The following is a 22,800-nucleotide window of genomic DNA, read 5'->3' as shown; positions in this document are numbered from 1 at the left end:
TCGCTAAAATTGAGCCTGTTTCAGCAACAGGATACTCGCTGTTTATTGTAGGTATTACTTCTTTAGTAGGAATGTTTGGCTACTATAAAGAAAATCTGGTAGATGTGAAACTGGCACTGTTGTTCGCTATCCCGTCTATGATTAGTGTTTGGCTGGTAAGACATTTTGTAATACATAATTTACCCGATACTCTATTTCATATAAATAACTGGAGTTTAACAAAGGACACAGCTATTATGCTGCTCTTCGCCTTAGTCATGATTATAAGTGCGCTTAAAATGATGATTTTTAAGGAAGAGCAAGATACAGTACAAAAGTCCAACTTTAAACTGGCTATGTTTGGAGGTTTGATTGTTGGAGGACTTTCCGGATTAATTGGGGCAGGTGGAGGTTTTCTGATTGTACCTGCAATTACACTATATATGGGATTGCCGCTTCATTTAGCGGTGGGGACTTCTTTGCTGATTATAGCATTAAATTCCCTAGTAGGTTTTACCGGAGATTTCGCCCATTTGTCAGCCATTAACTGGCCATATTTGCTGGAGTTTTCTCTGTTTTCTGCAATTGGCGTTCTAATTGGAGTGTATTTTGGGAAGCTAATGAATGCCACTAAATTGAAATTGATTTTTGCATGGTTTGTTTTATCAGTTGCAGTAGTAATGATTGTTAATTTTTTAAGATAAATAAAAATGAAAGTAGAGCAACTATACACAGGATGTCTGGCAGAAGCTGCCTATTACATCGAAAGTAATGGAGAAGTTGCCATTATAGATCCATTAAGGGAAACAGCTCCATATATTAAAAAGGCAGAAGCGGCGGGAGCCAAAATAAAATATGTTTTTGAAACTCATTTTCATGCTGACTTTGTCTCTGGACATGTTGATTTGGCTAAAAGAACAGGAGCAACCATAGTCTACGGACCTACGGCATCACCGTCGTTTGATGCCTACATCGCTAAAGATGACGAAGAATTTCAACTGGGAAATATAACTATTAAAGCTTTGCACACGCCAGGCCATACTCCCGAGTCTACCTGTTATTTATGTTTAGACGAAAATGGAGAACAATATTGTGTATTTACCGGAGATACGCTTTTTATAGGAGATGTAGGCCGTCCTGATCTCGCGCAAAAGTCAGCCAACAAAACAGAACAGGAAATGGCAGGCGATCTTTATGATTCTTTAAGATCTAAAATTATGCCTTTAGGTGATCATGTATTGGTATATCCGGCTCATGGTGCAGGTTCGGCATGCGGAAAGAACATGAGTAAAGAAACTTTTGATACATTGGCAAATCAAAAGAAAAGTAACTACGCCTTAAGCAATATCTCTAAAGAAGCATTTGTTAAGGAATTGACAACCGGAATCCTGCCTCCGCCACAATACTTTTCTAAAAATGCGCAGATGAATAAAGAAGGTATTGATTCTATTGATGCTGTGTTTGAAAGAGGTCTGCATGCCTTGGATGCCGAACAATTTGAACAAGCGGCTAATGAAACCGGTGCATTGATTCTTGATGTAAGATCGGCAGAAGATTTTGCGAAAGGATTTATTCCTAATTCTATTTTTATAGGTTTGGACGGACAATTTGCTCCATGGGTAGGGGCTTTAATTACCGACTTACATCAACCCATATTATTGGTAACTCCGGGAGGCAGAGAAGAAGAAACGGTAAAGAGATTGGCCAGGGTTGGATACGATTACACTATTGGCTTTTTAAAAGGCGGATTTACAACCTGGTTAGCCTCGGGAAAAGAAATTGATAAAGTAGACGAAGTAGATGCCCAAAAATTTGGCGGATTGGCTAAAGAAAGCGAACTGAATATAATTGACGTGAGGAAGCTTGGAGAATATGAAGCCGAGCATGTAGAAGGAGTGGAGAATAAACCGCTTGATTTTGTTAATGACTGGATGGGGGATATAAACAAAAATACCAGGTATTATCTGCATTGTGCAGGAGGTTACAGATCAATGATTACCGCCTCTATATTAAAAGCAAGAGGTTTTGATGAAGTTGTAAATATTAAAGGTGGATATTCTGCTATTAAAAATGAATCGGGATTAAAAACCACTGATTTTTCCTGTCCATCAAAAAGAAACTAAACATGAAAAATATCATAATTATATTCATTTCTTTGCTATTATATAAAGTCTCAATAAGCAATGCCGAAGAGATTTTAATACCTGTTCCGCTGGACTTAACAACATTCGAGAACAGTTTGGAAAGTAATTCATTTATTGTTCTGGATACAAGGTCGGCCAAAGAATTTGCCGAGGGGCATATTAAAAAATCTGTCTTTTTAGGAATTGACGGGCCTTTCGACTCGTGGTTGTCTACTGCTGTTCCTAATAAAGATCAATTCTTATTGGTTATTGCCAACGAAGGGAAAGAAAAAGAGGTTCTCCAAAAGCTGGGAAAAAACGGATATTTCCATGTTAAAGGCTTTTTAAAAGGGGGAATTGATACCTGGGTTGAGGCCAGGAAAAAACTGCAGAAAGTAAGTGAAACAGACGCAGCAGATTTAGAAAAAATAGTTTCCCGAAGGAACAAACAAGTATTGGATGTGAGAAAGCCAGACGAATATCAACAAGGACATTTAGTCTCGGCATTAAATAAGCCTTTATCGGATTTGCCAGCTTGGTCGCAAACATTGCAGGATAAAAAAACATATTATGTGCATTGTACCTCTGGCTATAGGTCTATGATTGCTGTTTCTCTAATGCAATTACAGGGGGCTAAAAATATAGTCAACGTAAAAGGTGGTTATAAGGCTATCCAGGCAAATAAAAATTTAAAAATAGAAAACTAATGATAGAGATTTTAAGCAAGCCATGGCCCTGGTATGTTGGAGGGGCTTTGGTAGGGTTGGTTGTTCCAGCCTTATTATTAATTGGAAACAGATCTTTTGGCATATCCTCTTCTCTAAGGCATATGTGTGCCGCTTGTATACCAGCTAAGATTCCCTTTTTTCAATATAACTGGAAGAAAGAAAGCTGGAATCTGTTTTTTGTTTTTGGAATTTTTCTGGGTGGAATAGTTACGGCTTTGTTCTTTAAGAATCCGGAACCTGTGCAAATTTCGGCAAGTACAAAAACCTATCTTATAGAGTTGGGAGTAAAGGATTTTAGTGGAATTCTTCCGGAAGATATTTTTGGTGCCAACCAGATATTTACGTTAAAAGGTCTGATATTTTTAGTTATCGGCGGCTTTATGGTTGGTTTTGGTACAAGATACGCAGGAGGCTGTACAAGTGGTCATTCAATTATGGGAATTGCAAATATGCAATGGCCTTCTCTGGTGGCAACCATTGCTTTTATGGTGGGGGGCATTATATCTACCTGGTTTATTATCCCGCAGATTTTTAAATTATTTTAATAGCTATGGAAACTAAAAATATAGATAAAACCATGAAAGAAGAAGATAAAGTTTCGTTAGCGGGCAACCTAAAATATCTGTTGTTGGGGGCCTTCTTCGGAATAGTGTTTATAAAAACAGAGGTTGTTTCATGGTTCCGGATTCAGGAAATGTTCCGGTTCGAATCTTTTCACATGTTTGGAGTTATTGGAACAGCTATAGCCGTTGCGGCAATTTCCTTGTTTATGATCAAGAAATTTAAGGTTAAAACTTTGAGTGGAGATGATATCGTCTTACATCCTAAAAAGTTTAATAAAGGACAGATTTATGGGGGCTTAATCTTTGGTTTAGGCTGGGCGATAACAGGAGCCTGCCCAGGGCCTATCTTCGCTCAGGTAGGATATGGTTATTGGGCGGTAGCTGTTACTTTTTTAAGTGCTATTTCCGGAACCTGGGTGTATGGAGTTTTAAAAGATAAACTTCCACAATAAAACTTATTTTTGGGTTTTAGAAGATGAGTAAATTTAAAATCTATAGACATTTTATAGCGATAAGTATTCTGCTGATTGCCGGATTTAGATTTGGGAAAATCAAAGGTATGTTGTTGGTTGTAGTTGTATATCTGGCATTAAATGTGGGGTCTATAGTTAAATTAATAAGGAAATTGAAATATGGGAAATTTTAAAGAAATTATAAATTCTGGAAAGCCGGTATTGGTGGACTTTTTTGCAGAGTGGTGTGGCCCATGTAAAACCATGGCACCTATTCTTGACGGTTTAAAAAAAGAAGTTGGAGATGATGCTACAATTATTAAGATCGATATAGACAAAAATCAACAGGCGGCAGACGCTTTGAATGTTATGGCTGTCCCTACTTTGATTTTATTTAAAGATGGAGAAGTAAAGTGGAGGCAAAGCGGAGTAGTGCCAGCTGGGGAATTGAAGAAGGTTATTGATATGAATAAATAATCTTTGGAATGATCATAACACACAATTTAATTGTAGTAAAATAAGGCTTTATAGTCGAATTGAAAATCTAACTTATTTATAAATTAGAAACGCTCTGCGGAACATTTAAAACATTTTATATAAAAATAAAGGCACAAAGTTTTTTACCTTGTGCCTTTTGTGTATTCCTTGTGCTCTTTGCGGTTAAACTATTCTAAGCTAAAGTGATATCTTTCTTATTCACCGGCATAGGAACTTTTACATAATAACCAGTCCCGTCATAAGGTCTTTTACGCGGATGCTCTTTACAAACATCAGAACAGCAACCATCCATCTTCCACCCGCATTCTTCACATTGCGTGAAATGTTCGTTACATTCTGGGTTGGCACAATTGATCATTTTTGTGGTTTTCGTTCCGCAGTTATAGCAAACAGAAACAACTTCTGGATTAACGGAGTTTACATCTACTGCAATTCTGTTGTCAAAAACATAGCATTTTCCATCAAAATCTTTTCCGCCAGCCTCTTTCCCGTATTTAATAATACCGCCATGTAGTTGGTAAACATCTTGAAAACCTTCATGCAGTAGAAGTGCCGATGCCTTTTCACATTTGATACCGCCAGTGCAATAAGTTAGTATTTTTTTGTCCTTGTATTGTGCAAGCTGGTTAATCATTGCTGGGAAATCCCTGAAATTGTCGATATCTAAAGTAATCGCATTCTTGAATTTTCCCATCTTATGCTCGTAATTAGACCTAACATCCAGGATTACCACGTCATCACGGTCTTTCATTTCCATAAATTCAACAGGCTCTAAATGTTTTCCCGTTTTTTTTGTAGGATTTATGATGTTAGGATCTCGCAATCCCGAGTGTACAATTTCTGCTTTATATCTGCAATGCATTTTCATAAATGAGGGAGTATCCACTTCATCTATTTTAAATTCAGTAGCATTAAAACGACCATCTGCATAAATATAGTCCATGTACTGTTTGCATTGCTCAATCGTACCGGAAACCGTGCCGTTTAAGCCTTCGTCTGCAATAATAATTCTACCCGTTAAACCCAGGTCTTTACAAAATTTAAGATGATCTGCAGCATACTGTTCCGCATCCTCGATGTGGCTATAACAGTAATATAAGAGTGTTTGATATGCTTTCATAAATCATTGATACTGCTGTAAACAGTGTTAAATGAGTTGCAAAAGTATCAAAAATCAGTTTAAAGCAAAAATCACGGAGCGTGATTTACGTCACTTTTTTGCTTCTCTTTTAAGGTTTTTTCATCCGTAAGATCCAATCTTAAAGGGGTAATAGAAACAAAATTGTTTTCCACGGCCCACCTGTCGGTACCCGGTTCGGCGGCCTCCAAAGGAATTACGGTGAACCAGTAATGTTTCCTTGCCATTGGATCCTGTCCCGGAACAATCCTTCCATCGTACAAACGTACAGACTGTTTTGTCCACATAATATCTGTCGGAGTTGGTGGTAGGTTAACGTTGTATAAAGCTAATTCATCGCTTTTAAGCAGTAGTTCCAGTGTTTTTTTTACATACGGTTCCAGTGCTTTAAAGTCTGGTTCTGTTTTTCCTACAGGAGTGCTTAGCGCAATTCCTTTAATCCCAAATAGTACTGCTTGTCTCGCAGCTGCTAAAGTACCTGAATGCCATACTGAATTGCCTAAGTTTGGTCCCATGTTAATTCCAGAAAGCACAACATCTACGTGGTTCCATAGATGGGTTCCCATAGCAACACAATCTGCCGGTGTGCCATTAACCCGATAGGCTTCAATATCTTTAAATTCGATAGGAGATTTTTTGAATGTCAATGGCCTTGCGTGAGTTACAGCATGTCCCATAGAAGACTGTTCAACATCAGGAGCAACAACTTTTACTTCGCCGAATTCTTGTGCAATATGTGCTAAAGCGTTAATACCCGGACTATAGATTCCGTCGTCGTTAGTGATTAGTATTCTCATAAGAAAAATAAAAAGTAAGGAAATATATCAATAGGTATAGAACAACAATTAATCCAAATTTGTTATAAGCTGAAATTTACCTTATGAAACTAGCAATGCTATTGCATAATCCTAAAGCGGGAGATGAAAATCACGAAGCGGAAGATATACAGCATTTAATTAAAAATTCGGGATACGATTGCGAATATTACTCTATAAAGGAAGAAACATGGCGAAAGGCTATGAATAGGGTAGATTTGATAGTGGTCGCTGGAGGCGATGGAAGTGTACGCACTATTGCTAAAGAAATGGTAGCCAGAGAAGCGGAGATTAAAAGAAGCCCTTTAGCTATTTTGCCTATGGGAACTGCAAATAATCTCTTCAAGACTTTGGAAGCCGATAAAAAGCAAAAAGATATAAAGGAAATAATCAAAGGCTGGAATCTGGAAAACAGGAAGTCTTTGGATGTGGGAATGATTGAGACGGAAAATGCAACTGATTTCTTTATTGAAGGCGTTGGATTTGGTGTGTTCCCCGAGTTAATAGATGCAATGCGACACGTTGAACGTAATGTGGAGTGTTCCAAGGAAAGTGAAGTGAAAATAGCTTTGCATAAGCTAATTGATGTGGTTAAGTCTTACCCCTTAAAGCAATTTGAACTAAAAACAAAGGAGGGCGATATACATGAAATTGAATGCTTTTTATTAGAAGTAATGAACATCAAATCTGTAGGACCTAATTTATATCTGGCGCCGGATTTATCAATATCTAATGGCCTTTTTAACGTAGTTTATTTAACTGAAGAAGAAAGGCAGCGTTTTATTATATACCTGCAGTCTTTAATTGATGACAAACCATTTACTTATACATTTAATACGATAAGGACATCTGCGCTTACTATTCAAACAGGTAACACATTAATGCATATCGACGACGAATTGGTTCAAACTAATAATTCCGAAATAGTTTTTACTTCTAAACCGCGGTTTTTGGAGTTTTTGTGTTAATGGGAGAAGTGAATGATGGGGGAGCTTTTAAAGTTTAAAAAACTCACTTCGCGGAGAAGCTGTAGTGATGTGATTCATAATTAATGGAATAAGGGTTTGATGATGTCAGTTAAAATTTAACCAGGTTATCTTAATATCGATCTAACTTTTTGTAAGGATTCTGAAGCCTTAAAGAAAATTTAAAACCGTGGTTCAGAAAACCATCGTTATCAAAAGAAAAGGCATAATCTAATCTGGCACCCAATCTTTTTATGCCAAGATAAAGCTCGTAATAAGTGCCTTTATAAGGCTGTGTAAGAAAAGCGACACCGGTTAGTTCCTGTAATTTCAGTTTACGAATAAGAGGTATGCTGCCTAAAAACTTAGCATTGTAATTATGTTCCCAATGCCCTTCTATAAATTCTCGGTCTGTACTGTAAGCATAGTAATCCAAAAGGTGGAAGTTTTTTAGTCCCGGATTAAATATTAAAGCCATGTTACCACCAAAGTGCTTCCAGTCTGGGAAATAATTGGTTTTTTGATTGAAAAACCTCCCGGCAGATACAGAAAAAGAGCTATAGCCCCAAAGTCCAAGATTCAGTTTCTCCTGCTGGGCTTCAATTTCTACATACTCCCATTTTGTTTCGGAACCTAAAAAGTTAGGAAGACCCCTCTTATAGCTTAAAATTAAACGCGGCGCTTTAGGAATTTCATACATCTTTACACCTTCATTGGTAATGTAGTTGTGACGAAATGTATAAACCAATGTTCCAGAAAGTCTTAAAGTAGTATGGTCCGGAAAAAGCTTCCCGTTATCGTTTTTATCAAATGGGTTGTTAGAAGTGAAATTGCGATTTCTGATATTTCTTAACGAATAGTCGAACATATTTGATACCGAAATATTTTTGGCAAGCTCTAACCCGCCCGAGAAATAAAGCCCGTTAGAAAGTTCTCGGCCCGATGAAATACTCACATATTGTTTGCGGAAAAGTTTCATGAAATTCTGCTCAAATAATAGTGTATTTAATGAGTTGTTTACCGAACTTAGCGATCCGTTAGGATTCAGGTCGCGATAGGTGCTCCCTAAGCTAATATCAATAATACCCCGTTTAAATGGGCTGTATAGCCAACTGAAAGAAATGTCTGAGTTGAACTCTTTATTTTTAAAACCGTATCTGAATTCTGGTTTTATGCTATAATAGCTTCCGTCAAGATCTCTGTATTTTGTAAACCTGACACCGTATCTGATACCGGGGCCTTCTACTGTGTTATAGAATAGAGCTGGTGCTATCGGATCGAAAGAAATGGTATATTCTCTGTAAGAGTTTTGTATTTTGAAACTATTAAAAAGGAAAGGATATAATCTTTGGCTAATACTAAGCCGATCTAAAGAATCGAGATACTTTTTCTCTCCCTGAGCTGTTTTTAAGCTGTCATGATATCTATATGCTTCTTGCTCAAGAGTGGTTAGTTCCAATGTCCTGTTACGTTCTATCGCTTTCTCCGAAATGTCGGTTCGCTTTTCTATTTTTAGTACTTCATGCGGCTTAAACAGATTGTCATCTGCTGCATTTTTTGTGAAATAATTATAAGTTGCCATACACGTTCCGCTATATGCAAAACCGAAATTTTTTCCGTAATAATGTATGGTAGTCTTAGAGGGGTAGTAAAAGCTATCTATCTTTATAAGATTCTGATTTATAGTTAAAGAGTTAATTAAGCTAATACCACCATTGTCGCCCAGGTTCAAAGATAAACTGCTAATTTGCATACTTGACGCGTTAATATAGAGATACCCGTAAAATGCCGGTTCTATAAAATTTTTCGGATATATTCTAATCACGTGAAAGGTGTTGTCTGCATCGTCATTAAAACTTCTTTCATAAATAAATTTGTAATGTTTAAGAGCATTTTTTGCAATTGGCGAAACATATTTTTTGCTGCTAAATCCCTCCAGTTCTACGTAATCCTTATTGAAATCTAACAGTAAATCGGTAGCCCTGTTAAATTGCCAGGCTTGTTTATAATCCCCGTAATTTTTATAAGATTTAATATCTTCCTTAATATAGTCAGAATCATCAAAATATAAATCAGAAATAGCTTCATGCAGATAAAGAATCTGTCTGTTTGTTGATTTTAATTTGAGAAGTTTCCTTACATTTTTTCCTAAAAACCTCTTTGGAGCTTTATCCAGTACCAGTGAATTTTTGAGATAGGCATTTGCTTTTAAATCGAGATTTCTTTTGTAGGTGTTCTTTGCAATGGCCTGTTGTATAATGCTATCTCCTAATTCAAATTCACTTTTCCCCCAATCTGAAAAAGCAGCATGGTATGAAAACAACAAAATCAAAAAACACAATAATCTCATATATCCCCGAAATATTTAAAAACGGTAAAGCAGCCAATAAAATATATTTCAAGATATATATAATTTCTAATCTAATCCAAACAGGCGAAGAAGTTTACGCTAAGCTTCTGTTATTTATATAAAAAACCAAAAGAATAAGCACTCCAAATGCTCGGTTTTTTATTAAATTTGCGTGTTATGCAATCTAAGATCGACTTATATACAACTGAAATACAACGTTTCGAACCAAAAACAGCAGAGGAGTTAGAAAGTTTCAGAATTAAATTTTTGGGTACAAAAGGTATTATTAAAGACCTGTTCGATGAATTTAAAGCAGTTTCACCAGAAGAAAAGCGTGTTTTAGGAAAAGTATTGAACCAGTTTAAGCAGCTTGCAGAGCAAAAATATACCGACCTGAAAGAGAGTTTTGAGACAAAGCAGGAGAAATCTTCTTCAGAGCAAGATTTTACTTTACCGGGTTCGGGAATGGAATTGGGTGGGCGGCATCCATTGTCTCTTGTGAGAAAAGAAATCTTAGAGATCTTTAAAAGATTAGGCTTTGTGGTAGCTGAAGGTCCTGAGATTGAAGACGACTGGCATAATTTCTCAGCTTTGAATTTTCCGGAAGAACATCCGGCAAGAGATATGCAGGATACTTTCTTTATCAAGAAAAACAGTGGGAAAGATGATATTGCTTTGCGTACGCATACTTCATCTGTACAGGTTAGGTTAATGGAGGCGGGGAAACCACCTTTCAGAGCCTTAATGCCGGGCAGGGTTTATCGCAATGAAGCAATTTCTGCCAGAGCACATTGTTTCTTCCATCAAATTGAGGGATTGTATGTGGATGAAAATGTTTCATTTGCAGATCTGAAACAGACCCTGTATTATTTCGTTCAGGAATTGTACGGAGAGGGTACAAAAGTGCGCTTTAGACCATCTTTCTTTCCCTTTACAGAACCATCTGCAGAAATGGATATTTCATGTACAATCTGTAAAGGAGACGGTTGCCAGATGTGTAAACATAGCGGTTGGGTAGAAATTTTAGGTTGCGGAATGATCGATCCTAACGTATTGGAGAATGTAGGTATTGATAGTAAGAAATATTCTGGATTTGCATTTGGAATGGGGATAGAGAGAATCACCAATTTAAAATACCAGATAAAAGATTTAAGACTGTTTTCTGAAAATGACGTTCGATTCCTGAAACAGTTTCAATCTGAATTAATTTAAAAATGAAAATACATAAGGTTTTATTTACCATTCTGTGTTTGCTTCTGCTTTCTTGCGGAAAGGATCAGTACGATGGTTTTCCTTATGTTTTAGTTGATGCTTCGTTTTCTTTACAGGACTCGAGATTTAGTTCACTGAAGACTCCCGGGACAGCAATAGACGTAAAACAGGTAACGGGTGCGGTCTATGGAGTTGGAGGTTTAATTTTATATAATAATTCGGGTGTAATTGTGGCTTATGATAAGAGAAGTCCGGCAAGTTTAGAAAAACAATGTAATGTTGAAATAAACAGTACTATTACTTGCAAAGATCCTTGTTCGGGAACAATTTTCCAGCTTTCGGACGGGGCCAGAATTTCTGGCGAAGCTGGTTTGTCCCTGGTAAGGTATAATGTGACAATAAACGGAAATCTTTCGTTAGGTAATGGCACAATTAGAGTAACAAATTAATGGAAGTAGATAAGATAAAAGAAAGTATAAAGAAGGCAGCTACCGAGCTATTTCGGAAATACGGTTATCATAAAACCAGTGTAAACGAGATCGCAAAAAAAGCTAAAATAGCCAAAGCCACCATTTATAAATACTTCGAAAGTAAGGAACTAGTGCTTCATGCTATCCTGATGGATTATTTACAGGTAAGTGTAAGCGAGTTGCTTCATAAGAATATAGCAGAAACTTCTAAAGAAGAGTATTTGAAGCGTTTAATCTTGAGAGTAAGTAAATTGTCTTATACCATTTGCAACGAATTTATAGGATGGGACTTTATCAGAGAGTCTACAAACTCGCAAGAGTTTTTAAAGAAACTTTCTGATGAGCTTGAACATTTGCTATATTCTGAGTTTATGGCAGTGGAAGAGTTAAATGACGATGAGACTTTTCCCGAGCGTTTAAGTTTCCTGATTAAAGCAAGTAAAAGCATTATTTTCTCTTTTGCGTTTACATCTGTTAGTGATGCCGACGTCAGAAAAAACTTTGTGTCTTTTCAAAAGGAAATTTTGCCATATCTCGTTAAAGCCGCTTTGTAATTCAATATCGAATTAAAATGACAGATTTTATTTGTCGTTTGCATCCTTCTTTGGTAGTTTTACCACAATTCTTTACAGTCTATGTCAGACTTATAGAACCCTAACATCATGAAAGATTTTTATAAATATATATTCGAAAGACATGCTAAAACAGAGAGTGTGCCGTCGAATGTAGATATAGCAAAATGGGCCATCAGGTTAGTCAGACTGATATTTCCCGAACAAGCAGTAAATCCACTCAAATCCTATGAAGAAGTAGAGCAAGCGTTTGAGCAAATTAGAAAAGACTTATTGTTTTTGCTGGATACTACTCACGCCTGTAAAGATTGTAACCACAGTTTGATTGTCAATGAATTTATGGATTTCATTCCGGAACTTCACCGATTATTGAAAACTGATATTACAGCAATTTTATTGGGAGATCCTGCGGCGAATAGCGAATTTGAAATTATCAGATCTTATCCGGGCTTTTATGCCATATCATTTTATAGAATAGCGAACAGATTATTGAGATTGAATACGCCTGTTATTCCCAGAATATTAACAGAATACGCACATTCCAAGACGGGAATTGATATTCATCCGGGAGCAACCATAGGCGAAAATCTCTACATAGACCATGGTACAGGCCTGGTTATTGGCGAAACTGCTCATATTGGCAATAATGTTAAGTTATATCAGGGGATTACGTTGGGTGCTTTAAGTGTCGAAAAGGATATGGCTGGGACAAAACGACATCCAACAGTGGAAGACAATGTGGTTATTTATTCCGGAGCAACCATTCTGGGAGGTGAAACTGTTATTGGCGAAAATAGTATTATAGGCGGAAATGTATGGCTAACTAAGAGCGTTCCGGCAGATTCTATCGTTTATCATTTGTCTTCCGTTCAGGTAGCAGAAAAAGTAAAAAAACAATAATTATGGCAGGTATATTAGATGTTTTAGGAAATACTCCTTTAGTAGAATTGCAAAGGTTGAATTCTAACCCAAACGTTAAAATCTATGCAAAACTAGAAGGAAATAACCCTGGGGGAAGTGTGAAAGACCGGGCTGCTTTAAATATGATTAAAAGTGCTCTGGACAGAGGCGATATTAAACCCGGTATGAAACTCATAGAAGCTACAAGTGGAAATACCGGTATTGCTTTGGCAATGATTGCCCGTCTTTTTGATTTGGAAATAGAATTAGTCTTACCTTCCAATTCGACAAGAGAAAGAACGCTCACAATGGAAGCTTTTGGAGCTAAAGTGATTTTATTAGATGGGATAGAGCAATGCAGAGATTATGCTGAAGAAAAAGCAGCTTCGGGACAATATTATTTACTGAATCAGTTTGCTAACCCGGATAATTATCTGGCACATTATAAAACCACAGGACCGGAGATTTGGAAAGATACAAATCATCAAATTACTCATTTTGTGAGTGCAATGGGGACCACAGGAACCATTATGGGAACTTCTATGTTCCTGAAAGAGCAAAATGCAGCTATCCAGATAGTTGGATGCCAGCCAACCGAGGAAGCTTCTATTCCGGGCATCAGAAGATGGCCTGAGGAATACCTACCTAAAATCTTTGATCCATCCAGAGTAGATCGAGTGATAGACATTTCGCAGGAAGCTGCGGTACAGACAACCAGAGACCTGGTGAAATTTGAAGGTATTTTTGCGGGAATGAGTTCGGGTGGAGCTTGCTATGCAGCGCTGCAATTAGCCAAAGAATTGAAATCAGGAACAATCGTTTTTATCGCTTGCGACAGAGGAGACCGCTATCTAAGCAGTGATTTGTTTGGTTAATATAATCTTTAAAATTCTTTAATAGTATAATAATATACCGATTTGGTTTTTGGTATATTTTGTGCTATATTTAAGAAAAAATAAGGTTATGAATCGAGGTTTAGCACATTTCTCAGAATTGGTTGATAGGCAATTTAAAATAGAAGAGCGCCCGATGAACAAATTCTTTGTGTATATTTTAGGATTGTTTATTTAAGCTTCTAACATAAGAATGGTCTTACCTTACAGGTAACAGGGAAGCTATTGCCATTTTTTATTTTTATCCATTAAACCTCTCCTCACCTTTTTTAATCTTAGTCATTTTACAGTCCGTTGATTCGGCATTTTTAAAATATGAAAGTGACAGACTATTTCTTTAATCTATAGGCAACAGATGCTGTTCAGACTCTTTGCGATTATGGTCAATAATATAATCTCAAATCTAAATTCTTCCCATAAAAACCTTAAATTTGTGCCTTAAATTTTAGAGCATTGACCAATCAAAAGATTTTAGAGCAGCTGCATATTTTTGATATAGCAGAAGAGGGAAAAGGTGTTGCAAGGCACAATGATTTAGTGGTGTTTGTAGAAAAAGCAATTCCGGGAGACATTGTAGATGCAGCTGTATATAAAAAGAAAAAGAAGTTCGCCGAAGCAAAGATTAATAATCTTATTCAAAAATCTGATGATAGGGTAGAACCGTTTTGTGTGCATTTTGGTACCTGTGGGGGGTGTAAATGGCAACACATGGATTATAATGCGCAGCTTAAATATAAGCAGAAAGCTGTTGCAGATGCTTTACAAAGGCTTGGCGGAATAGAAACTGACCACGCAGAGGAAATTTTAGCATCTCAGGAAACCGTATATTACAGAAATAAACTGGAATATACTTTTTCTAATAAACGGTGGTTAACCAATGAAGATATTGCCAGTGGGTTAGATAAAGAAATGAATGCCCTTGGTTTTCATGTGCCGCTTCGTTTCGATAAGATTTTAGATATAGAGCATTGTTACCTTCAGGCAGATCCATCAAACGGATTAAGAAATGCTATTCGAGATTTCGCTTTAGAGAATAACATTTCATTTTATGACCTGAGGGCACATGAAGGGGCATTAAGAAACTTAATTATCAGAACCTCTTCTACAGGCGAGATTATGGCAATTGTTGTATTTGCTTATCCGCAAGAGGCGCAGGTAGAGTTGTTGATGGATTATATCGATAAACAATTTCCGCAGATTACCTCTTTAATGTACATCGTTAACCAGAAGAAAAACGATACCATATTTGATCAGGATGTAATTACCTATAAAGGAACTCCTTTCATATACGAAGAGATGGAAGGTCTTAAGTTTAGAATAGGGCCAAAATCTTTTTATCAGACAAATTCTTTACAGGCATACGAATTGTATAAAATAACCAGAGCGTTTGCGGAATTAACAGGTAATGAATTGGTTTATGATTTATATACCGGAACAGGTACAATAGCCAATTTTGTTGCCAGACAAGCCAGGGAAGTTGTAGGTGTTGAGTATGTTCCAAGTGCTATAGAAGATGCTAAAGTTAACTCTTCTATTAACGATATCACCAATACCAAATTCTATGCAGGCGATATGAAAGATGTATTGAATGCACAATTTGTTGCAGCTCATGGAAAGCCGGATGTTGTCATAACCGATCCGCCAAGAGCTGGAATGCATGCAGATGTTGTTGCCCGTTTATTGGAGATGGAAGCAGATAAGATCGTTTATGTAAGCTGCAATGCTGCAACACAAGCTCGTGATTTGGCTATCCTGAAAGATAAATATGATGTGGCGAGAATTAAGCCGGTAGATATGTTCCCTCATACGCAGCATGTGGAAAATGTGGTGCTATTAAAACTAAGAAAGTAATGAAGGCAGAAGAACTATTGGGAAATTTGGGAGGCGATCAGGAATTACCTAAAGAATCTCCTTTATTGTCCTTGAAAAAGGATCTGGATTTTTATAAGGAAACGATAAGAGAAGTTGCACTGGATATCGTAGGAGAAGGTCTATCTTCTTATCCTATTTTTATAGCCCATCAGCATCAGGTTTCTATAGGCGAAATTATTATAGACAAAGAAGAATTTGGTAAAGAGTGGACCATACAGGCTTCGACATTGGAAGAGTTTATAGAACGTGGAATTATTCAAAAAGATAAAAAAGATGTTTTCCTGTATAGTTACAAAAATCCAGGTGAATATGCATGTATTTTTGTAGTTGTTCCCGAAGGGGCAAATTTTGTTTTTATTCCTTATTAACCGGATATTTAAATTGAATTATTAGAGCAGAAGTTTTAATTTCAGCTCATAAAAATATAACTTATGCCATCTAAAAGAGTACTCATTCTAAACCATACGCAGATTCAGCAAAAAATCAATCGTATTGCGTATCAGATATTGGAAGATAATATAGATGAGAAAGAAATTATTATTGCAGGTGTAGTAGCAAGAGGGTATAGATTAGCGTTGCGATTAGAAAAAGTGTTGAAGAAGATCAGCCATTTTAAAATCAAAATGCTTCAAATAGAGTTAAATAAAGACAGTTCTAAATTAGAGTCGACAATTAACATCCCTTTAAGCGAATGCGAAAATAAGGTTATTATCCTTGTAGATGATGTTTTAAGCAGCGGAAAGACAATTGCCTACGGCATAGGTGTATTCCTGAATATTCCGCTAAAAAAACTAAGGTCTGTTGTATTGATAAACAGAAGCCATAAACTATTTCCGGTTTCCACAGATTATGTAGGGCTGGAACTTTCTACGGTTTTGAAAGAGCATGTTTCTGTTGTTCTCGACGAGAAAGGCGAAGAAGATGGGGTTTATCTCGAATAATTAAGATTCGGGGTTTTCTTTTTCCATCGCTTCTATGACTTCCTCAACCCCGAGGTCTACGCCATATAGTTTAATCTTTGCCTGCTCATAAAAAGGCCTCCGCTCCTGCAGCTTTTCATTAATGAATTCCAAAAGCTCTTCATAAGATTTTCCCTTTATTAAAGGTCTTTCTGCTTTAGCATTAATCAATCTGTCAGCAAGAACCTTTTCCGGCGGATCTATAAAAATAGTTAAGCCGTTTTTATTCATCCATTCCATATTGTCAAAGAAACATGGTGCGCCACCTCCGGTAGATATAATAGTATCCCCAGCAATAGCCGATTTTTGTAAAGTATCGCGTTCTATCTCTCTAAATCCGCTCTCTCCTTTAGCAGCGAATATTTCAGGAATAGTAGCCTGCTGTTTGGTCTGAATCAGTTCATCCAAATCAATAAACGGGCGGTTTAGTTTTGCAGCAAGCTTTTTGCCCATACGGCTTTTACCGCATCCCATGTATCCTATTAGAAATATTTTCATAAATGACTAAGCTCTAGTTTTTGCTAAAATAGTTTTTTTCTAACTCATCATAGCTAGGGAGTTGACTAGCAGGCCATTTTTTGATAACCACTCCATTTTTCATGAGAATCAATCCCGGATTAGATCTTACCATACTTTTTAACGGAACTGCATCGGCATAGAAAATTTCTACCATCAACTGCGCTTCTTTTGTCAGGTTTTCGGCATCCTGTGCAGAATTAGAAGTTAGCAGGACAGAACGTGTCCGGTAATTTTCTGCTGCATTAATAGCAATCAGATTTATCTTTTTTAGAGCATCTAAATGAGTATTATCCAGTTTCCATGCAACAGCAATCAGGTTATAATATGGGTTTTCTATAATCTCTGGAGTAAAACTGATTCCCTGAGCATCAAAAATATTTAAATCTTTAATTTTAGGCTGGTAGCCGGCTTTTATTAATTTCGGATCCGAAGAAGATACAAATTCCCAATTGGGGTCTTCATATATTTTTGTAGCCAGGTATTCTTTGTCATTTATTTTCTTCTCTTCACCTGTATTTTTGTTTTTCAGGGTATAGATAATTTCATATTCGTCTTTAGGTGCGCCTTCAGGAATTTTCATGGCGTCCGGAATATTTACACCTTCTTTATAAGGAAGAAAATCAATAACAGGTAGTGTTTTGTAAGTATATAAACCAAATCCTAAAGGAAGCAGCAGTGCACCCCAGATGAAAATACTTTTTGCGGTGTTGCTGTTTGTACAGGAATTGATTTTATTTTGATTAAAGAAAATATACAGAATAAGAGTCAGTAAAACCAGATCCTTACCAAACGATTGCCATGGAGTTAATGGAATAGCATCGCCAAAACATCCACAGCTTTTTACAGCATCGAATGCGGCGGAATAAAATGTAAGGAAAGTGAAAAATACAATCAGTATAATAAGCCCAAGGTTTACCGCTTTTTTAGCAATTCCGGTTAAAACCAGTACACCCAGAAAAACCTCCAGTGTACAAATTGCAATGGAGAAGAAAACGGCGAAAGGGCTCAAGAAAGTTATATGAAATACCTCAAAGTATTCTTCCAGTTTATATGAAAACCCAAGCGGATCATTCAGCTTGATTAATCCGGAAAAAATAAATAGTAAGCCTACAAATATTCTTACTATCCATAAAAGCGTAGATGATTTTTTGCTCGCCGTCATATTAATCTGCCAACCCTAATTTTATTAACGCAAAAACTGCGTAATTTAACATATCCTGATAATTGGCCTTTATCCCTTCCGAAGCAATTGTTTGGCCTTCATTATCCTCAATTTGTTTTACCCTGAATATTTTCTGCAAGATAAGATCTGTTAAAGAGCTAATCCGCATATCCCTCCATGCTTCACCATAATCATGGTTTTTAGCAAACATGAGGTCTTTTGTTTCCTGTACACGCTGGCTGTAATGGGCATCTACGAAGGCAGGCTCCAATTCAACACCCGCAGAGTCGTCCAATTCCAACTGCATAATACCAATAACACAATAGTTCACAATAGCTATGTATTCATCTGTAATATCGTCACCTACTTTATTTACCTTTTTCTCTTCTATAGTTCTGATACGCTGAGCTTTAATAAAAAGCTGGTCTGTAATAGATTTCGGGCGGAGAATACGCCAGGCCGTTCCGTAATCCCTGGTTTTCTTCATAAACAGATCTTTGCAGATCTTAATAATAGAATCGTATTGAGCAGAAGTATCAAAAGCCAAACCTTAAATATTTTAATATTTACAATAGAACTAATCGTATTTTTGATTAAACGAATATGATGGATAAAGATACGTTTTTTCAAACAAAGACAACGTTAAATATAGGAGGGAAGATACTAGACTTGTCTAAGCCAAAGGTGATGGCAATTCTTAATATTACACCAGATTCCTTTTTTTCGGGAAGCAGATTTAGTGATGAAGATGAGATATTGAAACAAGTATCCGAATTTCTAAAAGAAGGTGCTTCTATTATAGACATTGGGGCATATTCATCGAGGCCGGGAGCCGAGGATGTTGCTGAAGACGAAGAGTTAAACAGGCTGATTCCTGTAATAAAATTGTTGAAAACAGAATTTCCGGATATTGTTCTTTCCATAGATACCTTTAGGGGAAAAGTGGCGGGAGAGGCGGTGAAAGCGGGTGCTCATATTATTAACGATATTTCTGGTGGCGAGTTGGATAAATCTATGTTCGAAGTGATAGGCAGATTGGGAGTGCCTTATATTTTAATGCATATGAGAGGCAATCCAAAGACAATGTCTACCCTTACAGATTACAATGATTTATTAATGGATGTGGTCTCTTATTTTTCAGAAAAGATTAACAGGCTCAAAGCTCTGGGTGTAAAGGATATTATTTTAGACCCCGGGTTTGGTTTTGCAAAAACTGCTCAGCAAAACTATCGTTTGCTAAAGGATATGGATAATCTAAAGATATTTGGATTGCCGGTGCTGGCAGGACTTTCCAGAAAAACCATGATCTGGAAAAGTTTACATGTAAAACCAGAAGAAGCCCTAAACGGAACTACTGTACTAAATACATTGGCTTTGCAAAACGGAGCTGTTATTTTAAGGGTTCATGATGTTTTAGAAGCGAAGCAGTGTATAGATTTGATCGAAATTTATAATAAATCCTGATTTTTTAATAAATTGACAAAGACAAAATATTTAATCTCTTCTGATGGATTTTCTCGATTTCAGTTTTCTTAAACTTACGGTAATAGATGTAATAGATATTCTGCTGGTAGCCATAATTATTTATTATATCTATAATTTAATAAGAGGTACCATTGCAGTCAATATCTTTATTGGTTTTATCATTATCTATATTCTTTATATCGTTACAACAGCTTTACACATGAAATTGCTATCGGGTATTTTAAGCAGTTTCGTAAGTGTAGGTTTAATAGCCCTTATTATTGTTTTTCAGCAAGAGTTCAGGCGTTTTTTGCTGACTATTGGTAAGAATATCTCTTTAAGGAACAAACTATGGCTAAAGCTGGTCTTTGGTAAAGAAGAAGTGGAAAAAAATAATATGGCTAAAATAAAGCCTATTATAGACGCTTGTAAAAGTATGAAGCAATCCAGAACTGGGGCTCTGATTGTTTTTGCAAAATATTTCGATCAGGATGTTTTTGGAAATACAGGCGAGATAGTAGATTCGAAGATTTCAAAACGATTATTGGAAAGTATCTTCCAGAAACATAGCCCTATTCATGACGGTGCTGTTGTTATTGCGGAAAACAGGATTAAAATTGCCGGAGGAATTCTGCCATTGACTGAAAATGATAAGCTGCCACCTCAGTTCGGATTAAGGCATAGAGCGGGAATAGGTATTACAGAAACCAGTGAATGTACTGCACTAATCGTTTCTGAAGAAACGGGCGAAATATCTTATGCACAGCAGGGAAAAGTAAAAATGAATATCAGTTTTACAGAACTCGAACGTTTGTTAAACAAGGACTTTTAGAGCTTAAAATCAACACAAATATTTTGATCGTTTGTTATTGTGTGTAGGCAGACCTTATTTTAATTTTCGACCTTTAACTTCAATAAGATGAGTAAGTTTGAAATTCCCGATAAAGTGATTTATATATGCACAGGGAGTAAGTGTAGTAAAAGAGGGGGTAAGGATTGTTATAAATCTTTAAAATCTTATTTGAAGGATCATAAGCTTAAAAAAGATGTAGAGTTGATAAGAATTGAATGTACGGACAGATGCAAGTTTGCCCCTGTTCTCAACCTTCAGCCTGATAATATTTGGCTAAAGGAATATTCTGAAAAAGAAGTGTTAAGGTTGCTGGATGATTCTTTAAGATGATGCGAAAAGACAGGCCGTATCTTAATTTAATGATAATAATATACGAGGTGTAATGTTTTAGTGCTATAGAGGAAATACTCCTGTTATTTGGCATAAAATAAAAAAGTCCGATTTCATGTCGAAACCGGACTTTTTTATTAAACAAGCAATTATTCACCAGCACTGTCTCCGCTGTATGAGATCTTTTGAACGTGTTTGTCAATTTCCCAACGGCCAGTTCCTTCTTCTCCAATTAAGTCGAATAATTCGAGAGCTCTTCTTGCTTTGTATTCTTCTTCTCTCTGTTCTTTAAAGAACCAGTTTAAGAATTCAAGTGTGATATAGTCTTGCTCTTTATGACATCTTGCAGCTATGTTTTTAAAAGACTGCGTTACAGTGATTTCTGCATCTAATGCATCTTCGAAAACTTCTCTAAAGGAAGAAAATTCAACTTTAATATTGCTAACGTCCGGAGAGATAGCAGTCGCACCCATGTCAGCAACATAATGGAATATTTTTAGTTGGTGTTGTCTTTCTTCGTCAGATTGTTTGTAAAAATATTCTGCAGAATTGTCAAAACCATTTCTATCACACCATGATGCCATAGATAAATATAATGCAGCTGAATGAGCTTCTTTTTTTATTTGCTGGTTAAGTAAGTTTTCGATGTCAGTCGAAATAGTACTTTTAATACGAACTAAATCTTTCATAATAATGTTCCTTTCTTATACAAAAGTAGGGATAAGAAAACCAACTATATAAAAAGATCGTAATTTGGAGTTAATCTAAGTTTAGTGTCAGATAATTAGTCTGTTTAACCTATCGGTAAGAATGCTGTTGAGTTCCAGCATGGTAAAAGCACCATTAATTAATTCTTTTAGATGGATGATCTCCTGAATATCTAAAACAAAACATTCTTCGGCACCACATAAGAAAATGATTTCTATACCAGGATGGTTTACATCCGTCATTTTAATCAGGTCAATATTATCTAAAACCTTTTTAAGGCGTTGAAGACAAGCTAATTTATATTGAGCTCTTCTACCGGAGAAATTTAAATAAATACAGTTACCTTTATCACATTGATGAACCGACCCAAAAGAGGTAGAGAATACTTCTACTAAATCTGTGCTGTCTAAAGTAAAGCTGTTATTTTTCATTTCCGATGCAAATATGCATCTTGTTTAGAAATAATCCAAATAAATAAATATTGATTTTTCTTTTTATTACATTACCGAAGATAACCTGCTGCCCTATTATTTATCTTGTAATATATAAGGCAGCAGATAGTTCTTGATATAATGCTATTTAATGGAGAAGCTGCTTAAGTTCACGAACTGTTGTACTCTTGCTTCAATTTCTTCCTGACTTAAATCTTTAATTTTTTCTGTCCCGAACTTTTCTACACAGAACGAGGCTAAAGCAGAACCGTAAATGATAGCATTTTTCATGTTATTGAAATTAATGGTTCCTATTTGCGCCAGATAACCAATAAAACCACCTGCAAAAGTATCGCCTGCACCAGTTGGATCAAAAACATCCGCTAGTGGAAGGGCAGGTGCAGAAAATACGAGATTCTCGTGAAATAAAAGCGCGCCATGTTCTCCTTTTTTAATAATGAGATATTTAGGCCCCATTTGCAGAATCTTATCAGCAGCTTTAACCAAAGAATGTTCTCCGGAAAGCTGGCGGGCTTCAGCATCGTTTATGGTTAAAACATCTATAAGTTTTATGGTTTCCAGTAAATCATCTAAAGCAACGTCCATCCAGAAATTCATTGTATCTAAAACAATCAGTTTTGGGCGGTTATTCAAACGTTCAATTACTGTTTTTTGAATATTCGGTGTTAAGTTGCCCAGCATCAGGTATTCGCAGTCCTGATAAGAATCCGGTATAATAGGATCAAAATCAGCCAAAACGTTCAGCTCTGTTACCAAAGTATCTCTGCTGTTCATGTCATTATGATATCTTCCGGACCAAAAGAAAGACTTTTCGCCTTTTTTT

General features: G+C 36.4%; 28 protein-coding genes. 19 read left to right on the top strand and 9 right to left on the bottom strand.

Features of this window, described 5'->3' with window-relative positions:
* The 7 genes from ABWO41_RS04000 to trxA form a co-directional block, all read left to right on the top strand.
* Nucleotides 1-683 (top strand): sulfite exporter TauE/SafE family protein (locus ABWO41_RS04000; RefSeq protein WP_353133797.1); only part of this gene is annotated, 683 nt, incomplete at its 5' end.
* A 6-nt stretch (nucleotides 684-689) separates the two neighbouring features.
* Nucleotides 690-2,102 (top strand): MBL fold metallo-hydrolase, encoded by a 1,413-nt coding sequence (locus ABWO41_RS03995; protein WP_353133794.1) that lies wholly within the window; start codon nucleotides 690-692, stop codon nucleotides 2,100-2,102.
* 2 nt (nucleotides 2,103-2,104) lie between these two features.
* Nucleotides 2,105-2,809 carry a rhodanese-like domain-containing protein gene (locus ABWO41_RS03990; protein ID WP_353133791.1) on the top strand — a complete coding sequence of 235 codons (705 nt, stop codon included), beginning with the start codon at nucleotides 2,105-2,107 and terminating at the stop codon, nucleotides 2,807-2,809.
* Nucleotides 2,809-3,375 (top strand): YeeE/YedE family protein, encoded by a 567-nt coding sequence (locus tag ABWO41_RS03985; RefSeq protein ID WP_353133788.1) that lies wholly within the window; start codon nucleotides 2,809-2,811, stop codon nucleotides 3,373-3,375. The genes ABWO41_RS03990 and ABWO41_RS03985 overlap by 1 nt, the downstream gene beginning before the upstream one ends.
* 5 nt (nucleotides 3,376-3,380) lie before the next feature.
* Nucleotides 3,381-3,845, top strand: coding sequence for a DUF6691 family protein (locus ABWO41_RS03980; RefSeq protein ID WP_353133786.1), 465 nt, complete (start codon nucleotides 3,381-3,383; stop codon nucleotides 3,843-3,845).
* 23 nt (nucleotides 3,846-3,868) lie between these two features.
* Nucleotides 3,869-4,039, top strand: a complete 171-nt coding sequence (locus ABWO41_RS03975; protein ID WP_353133783.1) for a hypothetical protein — start codon at nucleotides 3,869-3,871, stop codon at nucleotides 4,037-4,039.
* Nucleotides 4,026-4,322, top strand: a complete 297-nt coding sequence (gene trxA, locus ABWO41_RS03970) for a thioredoxin (RefSeq protein ID WP_353133780.1) — start codon at nucleotides 4,026-4,028, stop codon at nucleotides 4,320-4,322. The genes ABWO41_RS03975 and trxA overlap by 14 nt, the downstream gene beginning before the upstream one ends.
* A 193-nt stretch (nucleotides 4,323-4,515) precedes the next feature.
* On the opposite strand, the gene trhO is transcribed toward trxA, so the two are convergent.
* Nucleotides 4,516-5,463: an oxygen-dependent tRNA uridine(34) hydroxylase TrhO gene (gene trhO / locus ABWO41_RS03965; protein ID WP_353133777.1), complete on the bottom strand. Its 948-nt coding sequence runs from the start codon at nucleotides 5,461-5,463 to the stop codon at nucleotides 4,516-4,518.
* Between the two features lie 71 nt (nucleotides 5,464-5,534).
* Complete coding sequence (gene surE / locus ABWO41_RS03960; RefSeq protein WP_353133774.1) at nucleotides 5,535-6,278, bottom strand: 5'/3'-nucleotidase SurE; 744 nt, start codon at nucleotides 6,276-6,278, stop codon at nucleotides 5,535-5,537.
* Between the two features lie 83 nt (nucleotides 6,279-6,361).
* Here surE and ABWO41_RS03955 point away from each other — a divergent pair, with 83 nt between their 5' ends.
* On the top strand, nucleotides 6,362-7,264 hold the full coding sequence (locus ABWO41_RS03955) for a diacylglycerol/lipid kinase family protein (RefSeq protein WP_353133771.1): 903 nt from the start codon (nucleotides 6,362-6,364) through the stop codon (nucleotides 7,262-7,264).
* A gap of 130 nt (nucleotides 7,265-7,394) precedes the next feature.
* Here ABWO41_RS03955 and ABWO41_RS03950 read toward each other — a convergent pair whose 3' ends face one another.
* Nucleotides 7,395-9,611 carry a DUF5686 family protein gene (locus ABWO41_RS03950; protein ID WP_353133768.1) on the bottom strand — a complete coding sequence of 739 codons (2,217 nt, stop codon included), beginning with the start codon at nucleotides 9,609-9,611 and terminating at the stop codon, nucleotides 7,395-7,397.
* A gap of 177 nt (nucleotides 9,612-9,788) precedes the next feature.
* Here ABWO41_RS03950 and pheS point away from each other — a divergent pair, with 177 nt between their 5' ends.
* From pheS to ABWO41_RS03910, 8 genes are all read left to right on the top strand, one after another.
* Nucleotides 9,789-10,823: a phenylalanine--tRNA ligase subunit alpha gene (pheS, locus tag ABWO41_RS03945; RefSeq protein ID WP_353133765.1), complete on the top strand. Its 1,035-nt coding sequence runs from the start codon at nucleotides 9,789-9,791 to the stop codon at nucleotides 10,821-10,823.
* A 2-nt stretch (nucleotides 10,824-10,825) separates the two neighbouring features.
* Nucleotides 10,826-11,272: a Rieske (2Fe-2S) protein gene (locus tag ABWO41_RS03940; protein WP_353133762.1), complete on the top strand. Its 447-nt coding sequence runs from the start codon at nucleotides 10,826-10,828 to the stop codon at nucleotides 11,270-11,272.
* Nucleotides 11,272-11,847, top strand: coding sequence for a TetR/AcrR family transcriptional regulator (locus tag ABWO41_RS03935; protein WP_353133759.1), 576 nt, complete (start codon nucleotides 11,272-11,274; stop codon nucleotides 11,845-11,847). The genes ABWO41_RS03940 and ABWO41_RS03935 overlap by 1 nt, the downstream gene beginning before the upstream one ends.
* A 108-nt stretch (nucleotides 11,848-11,955) precedes the next feature.
* Entirely contained in the window at nucleotides 11,956-12,765 is an 810-nt protein-coding gene (epsC, locus tag ABWO41_RS03930; protein ID WP_502945629.1) for a serine O-acetyltransferase EpsC, read from the top strand.
* Between the two features lie 2 nt (nucleotides 12,766-12,767).
* The gene (gene cysM, locus ABWO41_RS03925) at nucleotides 12,768-13,640 is read left to right on the top strand and encodes a cysteine synthase CysM (protein ID WP_353133756.1); all 873 of its coding nucleotides are present in this window, start codon (nucleotides 12,768-12,770) and stop codon (nucleotides 13,638-13,640) included.
* A 471-nt stretch (nucleotides 13,641-14,111) separates the two neighbouring features.
* Entirely contained in the window at nucleotides 14,112-15,509 is a 1,398-nt protein-coding gene (gene rlmD, locus ABWO41_RS03920) for a 23S rRNA (uracil(1939)-C(5))-methyltransferase RlmD (protein ID WP_353133753.1), read from the top strand.
* The gene (locus ABWO41_RS03915; RefSeq protein ID WP_353133750.1) at nucleotides 15,509-15,898 is read left to right on the top strand and encodes a hypothetical protein; all 390 of its coding nucleotides are present in this window, start codon (nucleotides 15,509-15,511) and stop codon (nucleotides 15,896-15,898) included. The genes rlmD and ABWO41_RS03915 overlap by 1 nt, the downstream gene beginning before the upstream one ends.
* Nucleotides 15,899-15,961: 63 nt before the next feature.
* Nucleotides 15,962-16,471 carry a phosphoribosyltransferase family protein gene (locus ABWO41_RS03910; protein WP_353133747.1) on the top strand — a complete coding sequence of 170 codons (510 nt, stop codon included), beginning with the start codon at nucleotides 15,962-15,964 and terminating at the stop codon, nucleotides 16,469-16,471.
* Here ABWO41_RS03910 and ABWO41_RS03905 read toward each other — a convergent pair whose 3' ends face one another.
* Genes ABWO41_RS03905 through ABWO41_RS03895 form a run of 3 tightly spaced genes read right to left on the bottom strand, consistent with a single transcriptional unit; the run spans nucleotide 16,472 to nucleotide 18,717 of the window.
* The gene (locus tag ABWO41_RS03905; RefSeq protein ID WP_353133744.1) at nucleotides 16,472-16,987 is read right to left on the bottom strand and encodes a shikimate kinase; all 516 of its coding nucleotides are present in this window, start codon (nucleotides 16,985-16,987) and stop codon (nucleotides 16,472-16,474) included.
* A 13-nt stretch (nucleotides 16,988-17,000) separates the two neighbouring features.
* A complete protein-coding gene (locus ABWO41_RS03900; protein ID WP_353133741.1) occupies nucleotides 17,001-18,170 on the bottom strand; it encodes a BT_3928 family protein in 1,170 nt (389 codons plus the stop codon).
* 1 nt (nucleotide 18,171) lies between these two features.
* Nucleotides 18,172-18,717: a DUF1599 domain-containing protein gene (locus tag ABWO41_RS03895; RefSeq protein WP_353133738.1), complete on the bottom strand. Its 546-nt coding sequence runs from the start codon at nucleotides 18,715-18,717 to the stop codon at nucleotides 18,172-18,174.
* 56 nt (nucleotides 18,718-18,773) lie between these two features.
* On the opposite strand from ABWO41_RS03895, the gene folP reads away from it, so the two are divergent.
* From folP to ABWO41_RS03880, 3 genes are all read left to right on the top strand, one after another.
* Complete coding sequence (folP, locus tag ABWO41_RS03890) at nucleotides 18,774-19,634, top strand: dihydropteroate synthase (RefSeq protein WP_353133735.1); 861 nt, start codon at nucleotides 18,774-18,776, stop codon at nucleotides 19,632-19,634.
* A gap of 43 nt (nucleotides 19,635-19,677) precedes the next feature.
* Nucleotides 19,678-20,466: a diadenylate cyclase CdaA gene (gene cdaA / locus ABWO41_RS03885; protein WP_353133732.1), complete on the top strand. Its 789-nt coding sequence runs from the start codon at nucleotides 19,678-19,680 to the stop codon at nucleotides 20,464-20,466.
* A gap of 87 nt (nucleotides 20,467-20,553) precedes the next feature.
* The gene (locus tag ABWO41_RS03880) at nucleotides 20,554-20,817 is read left to right on the top strand and encodes a (2Fe-2S) ferredoxin domain-containing protein (protein WP_353133729.1); all 264 of its coding nucleotides are present in this window, start codon (nucleotides 20,554-20,556) and stop codon (nucleotides 20,815-20,817) included.
* Nucleotides 20,818-20,966: 149 nt separating this feature from the next.
* Here ABWO41_RS03880 and ABWO41_RS03875 read toward each other — a convergent pair whose 3' ends face one another.
* From ABWO41_RS03875 to ABWO41_RS03865, 3 genes are all read right to left on the bottom strand, one after another.
* The gene (locus tag ABWO41_RS03875) at nucleotides 20,967-21,506 is read right to left on the bottom strand and encodes a ferritin (RefSeq protein ID WP_353133726.1); all 540 of its coding nucleotides are present in this window, start codon (nucleotides 21,504-21,506) and stop codon (nucleotides 20,967-20,969) included.
* Between the two features lie 87 nt (nucleotides 21,507-21,593).
* The gene (locus tag ABWO41_RS03870; RefSeq protein ID WP_353133723.1) at nucleotides 21,594-21,956 is read right to left on the bottom strand and encodes a hypothetical protein; all 363 of its coding nucleotides are present in this window, start codon (nucleotides 21,954-21,956) and stop codon (nucleotides 21,594-21,596) included.
* Between the two features lie 144 nt (nucleotides 21,957-22,100).
* Nucleotides 22,101-22,800, bottom strand: a 700-nt coding sequence (locus ABWO41_RS03865; RefSeq protein ID WP_353133720.1) for a PfkB family carbohydrate kinase, incomplete at its 5' end; no start/stop codon positions are given.

Source organism: Pseudopedobacter sp., assembly GCF_040392825.1.
Lineage (GTDB): Bacteria > Bacteroidota > Bacteroidia > Sphingobacteriales > Sphingobacteriaceae > Pseudopedobacter.
Note: the sequence above shows the minus strand (reverse complement) of the source record. Positions and strands in the feature narration are given on the sequence as shown.

Coding starts and splice junctions, on each gene's coding strand:
- ABWO41_RS03995 (WP_353133794.1), top strand. CDS start 690: ATGAAAGTAGAGCAACTATACACAGGATGTCTGGCAGAAGCTGCCTAT.
- ABWO41_RS03990 (WP_353133791.1), top strand. CDS start 2,105: ATGAAAAATATCATAATTATATTCATTTCTTTGCTATTATATAAAGTC.
- ABWO41_RS03985 (WP_353133788.1), top strand. CDS start 2,809: ATGATAGAGATTTTAAGCAAGCCATGGCCCTGGTATGTTGGAGGGGCT.
- ABWO41_RS03980 (WP_353133786.1), top strand. CDS start 3,381: ATGGAAACTAAAAATATAGATAAAACCATGAAAGAAGAAGATAAAGTT.
- ABWO41_RS03975 (WP_353133783.1), top strand. CDS start 3,869: ATGAGTAAATTTAAAATCTATAGACATTTTATAGCGATAAGTATTCTG.
- trxA (WP_353133780.1), top strand. CDS start 4,026: ATGGGAAATTTTAAAGAAATTATAAATTCTGGAAAGCCGGTATTGGTG.
- trhO (WP_353133777.1), bottom strand. CDS start 5,463: ATGAAAGCATATCAAACACTCTTATATTACTGTTATAGCCACATCGAG.
- surE (WP_353133774.1), bottom strand. CDS start 6,278: ATGAGAATACTAATCACTAACGACGACGGAATCTATAGTCCGGGTATT.
- ABWO41_RS03955 (WP_353133771.1), top strand. CDS start 6,362: ATGAAACTAGCAATGCTATTGCATAATCCTAAAGCGGGAGATGAAAAT.
- ABWO41_RS03950 (WP_353133768.1), bottom strand. CDS start 9,611: ATGAGATTATTGTGTTTTTTGATTTTGTTGTTTTCATACCATGCTGCT.
- pheS (WP_353133765.1), top strand. CDS start 9,789: ATGCAATCTAAGATCGACTTATATACAACTGAAATACAACGTTTCGAA.
- ABWO41_RS03940 (WP_353133762.1), top strand. CDS start 10,826: ATGAAAATACATAAGGTTTTATTTACCATTCTGTGTTTGCTTCTGCTT.
- ABWO41_RS03935 (WP_353133759.1), top strand. CDS start 11,272: ATGGAAGTAGATAAGATAAAAGAAAGTATAAAGAAGGCAGCTACCGAG.
- epsC (WP_502945629.1), top strand. CDS start 11,956: ATGAAAGATTTTTATAAATATATATTCGAAAGACATGCTAAAACAGAG.
- cysM (WP_353133756.1), top strand. CDS start 12,768: ATGGCAGGTATATTAGATGTTTTAGGAAATACTCCTTTAGTAGAATTG.
- ABWO41_RS03915 (WP_353133750.1), top strand. CDS start 15,509: ATGAAGGCAGAAGAACTATTGGGAAATTTGGGAGGCGATCAGGAATTA.
- ABWO41_RS03910 (WP_353133747.1), top strand. CDS start 15,962: ATGCCATCTAAAAGAGTACTCATTCTAAACCATACGCAGATTCAGCAA.
- ABWO41_RS03905 (WP_353133744.1), bottom strand. CDS start 16,987: ATGAAAATATTTCTAATAGGATACATGGGATGCGGTAAAAGCCGTATG.
- ABWO41_RS03900 (WP_353133741.1), bottom strand. CDS start 18,170: ATGACGGCGAGCAAAAAATCATCTACGCTTTTATGGATAGTAAGAATA.
- folP (WP_353133735.1), top strand. CDS start 18,774: ATGATGGATAAAGATACGTTTTTTCAAACAAAGACAACGTTAAATATA.
- cdaA (WP_353133732.1), top strand. CDS start 19,678: ATGGATTTTCTCGATTTCAGTTTTCTTAAACTTACGGTAATAGATGTA.
- ABWO41_RS03880 (WP_353133729.1), top strand. CDS start 20,554: ATGAGTAAGTTTGAAATTCCCGATAAAGTGATTTATATATGCACAGGG.
- ABWO41_RS03875 (WP_353133726.1), bottom strand. CDS start 21,506: ATGAAAGATTTAGTTCGTATTAAAAGTACTATTTCGACTGACATCGAA.
- ABWO41_RS03870 (WP_353133723.1), bottom strand. CDS start 21,956: ATGAAAAATAACAGCTTTACTTTAGACAGCACAGATTTAGTAGAAGTA.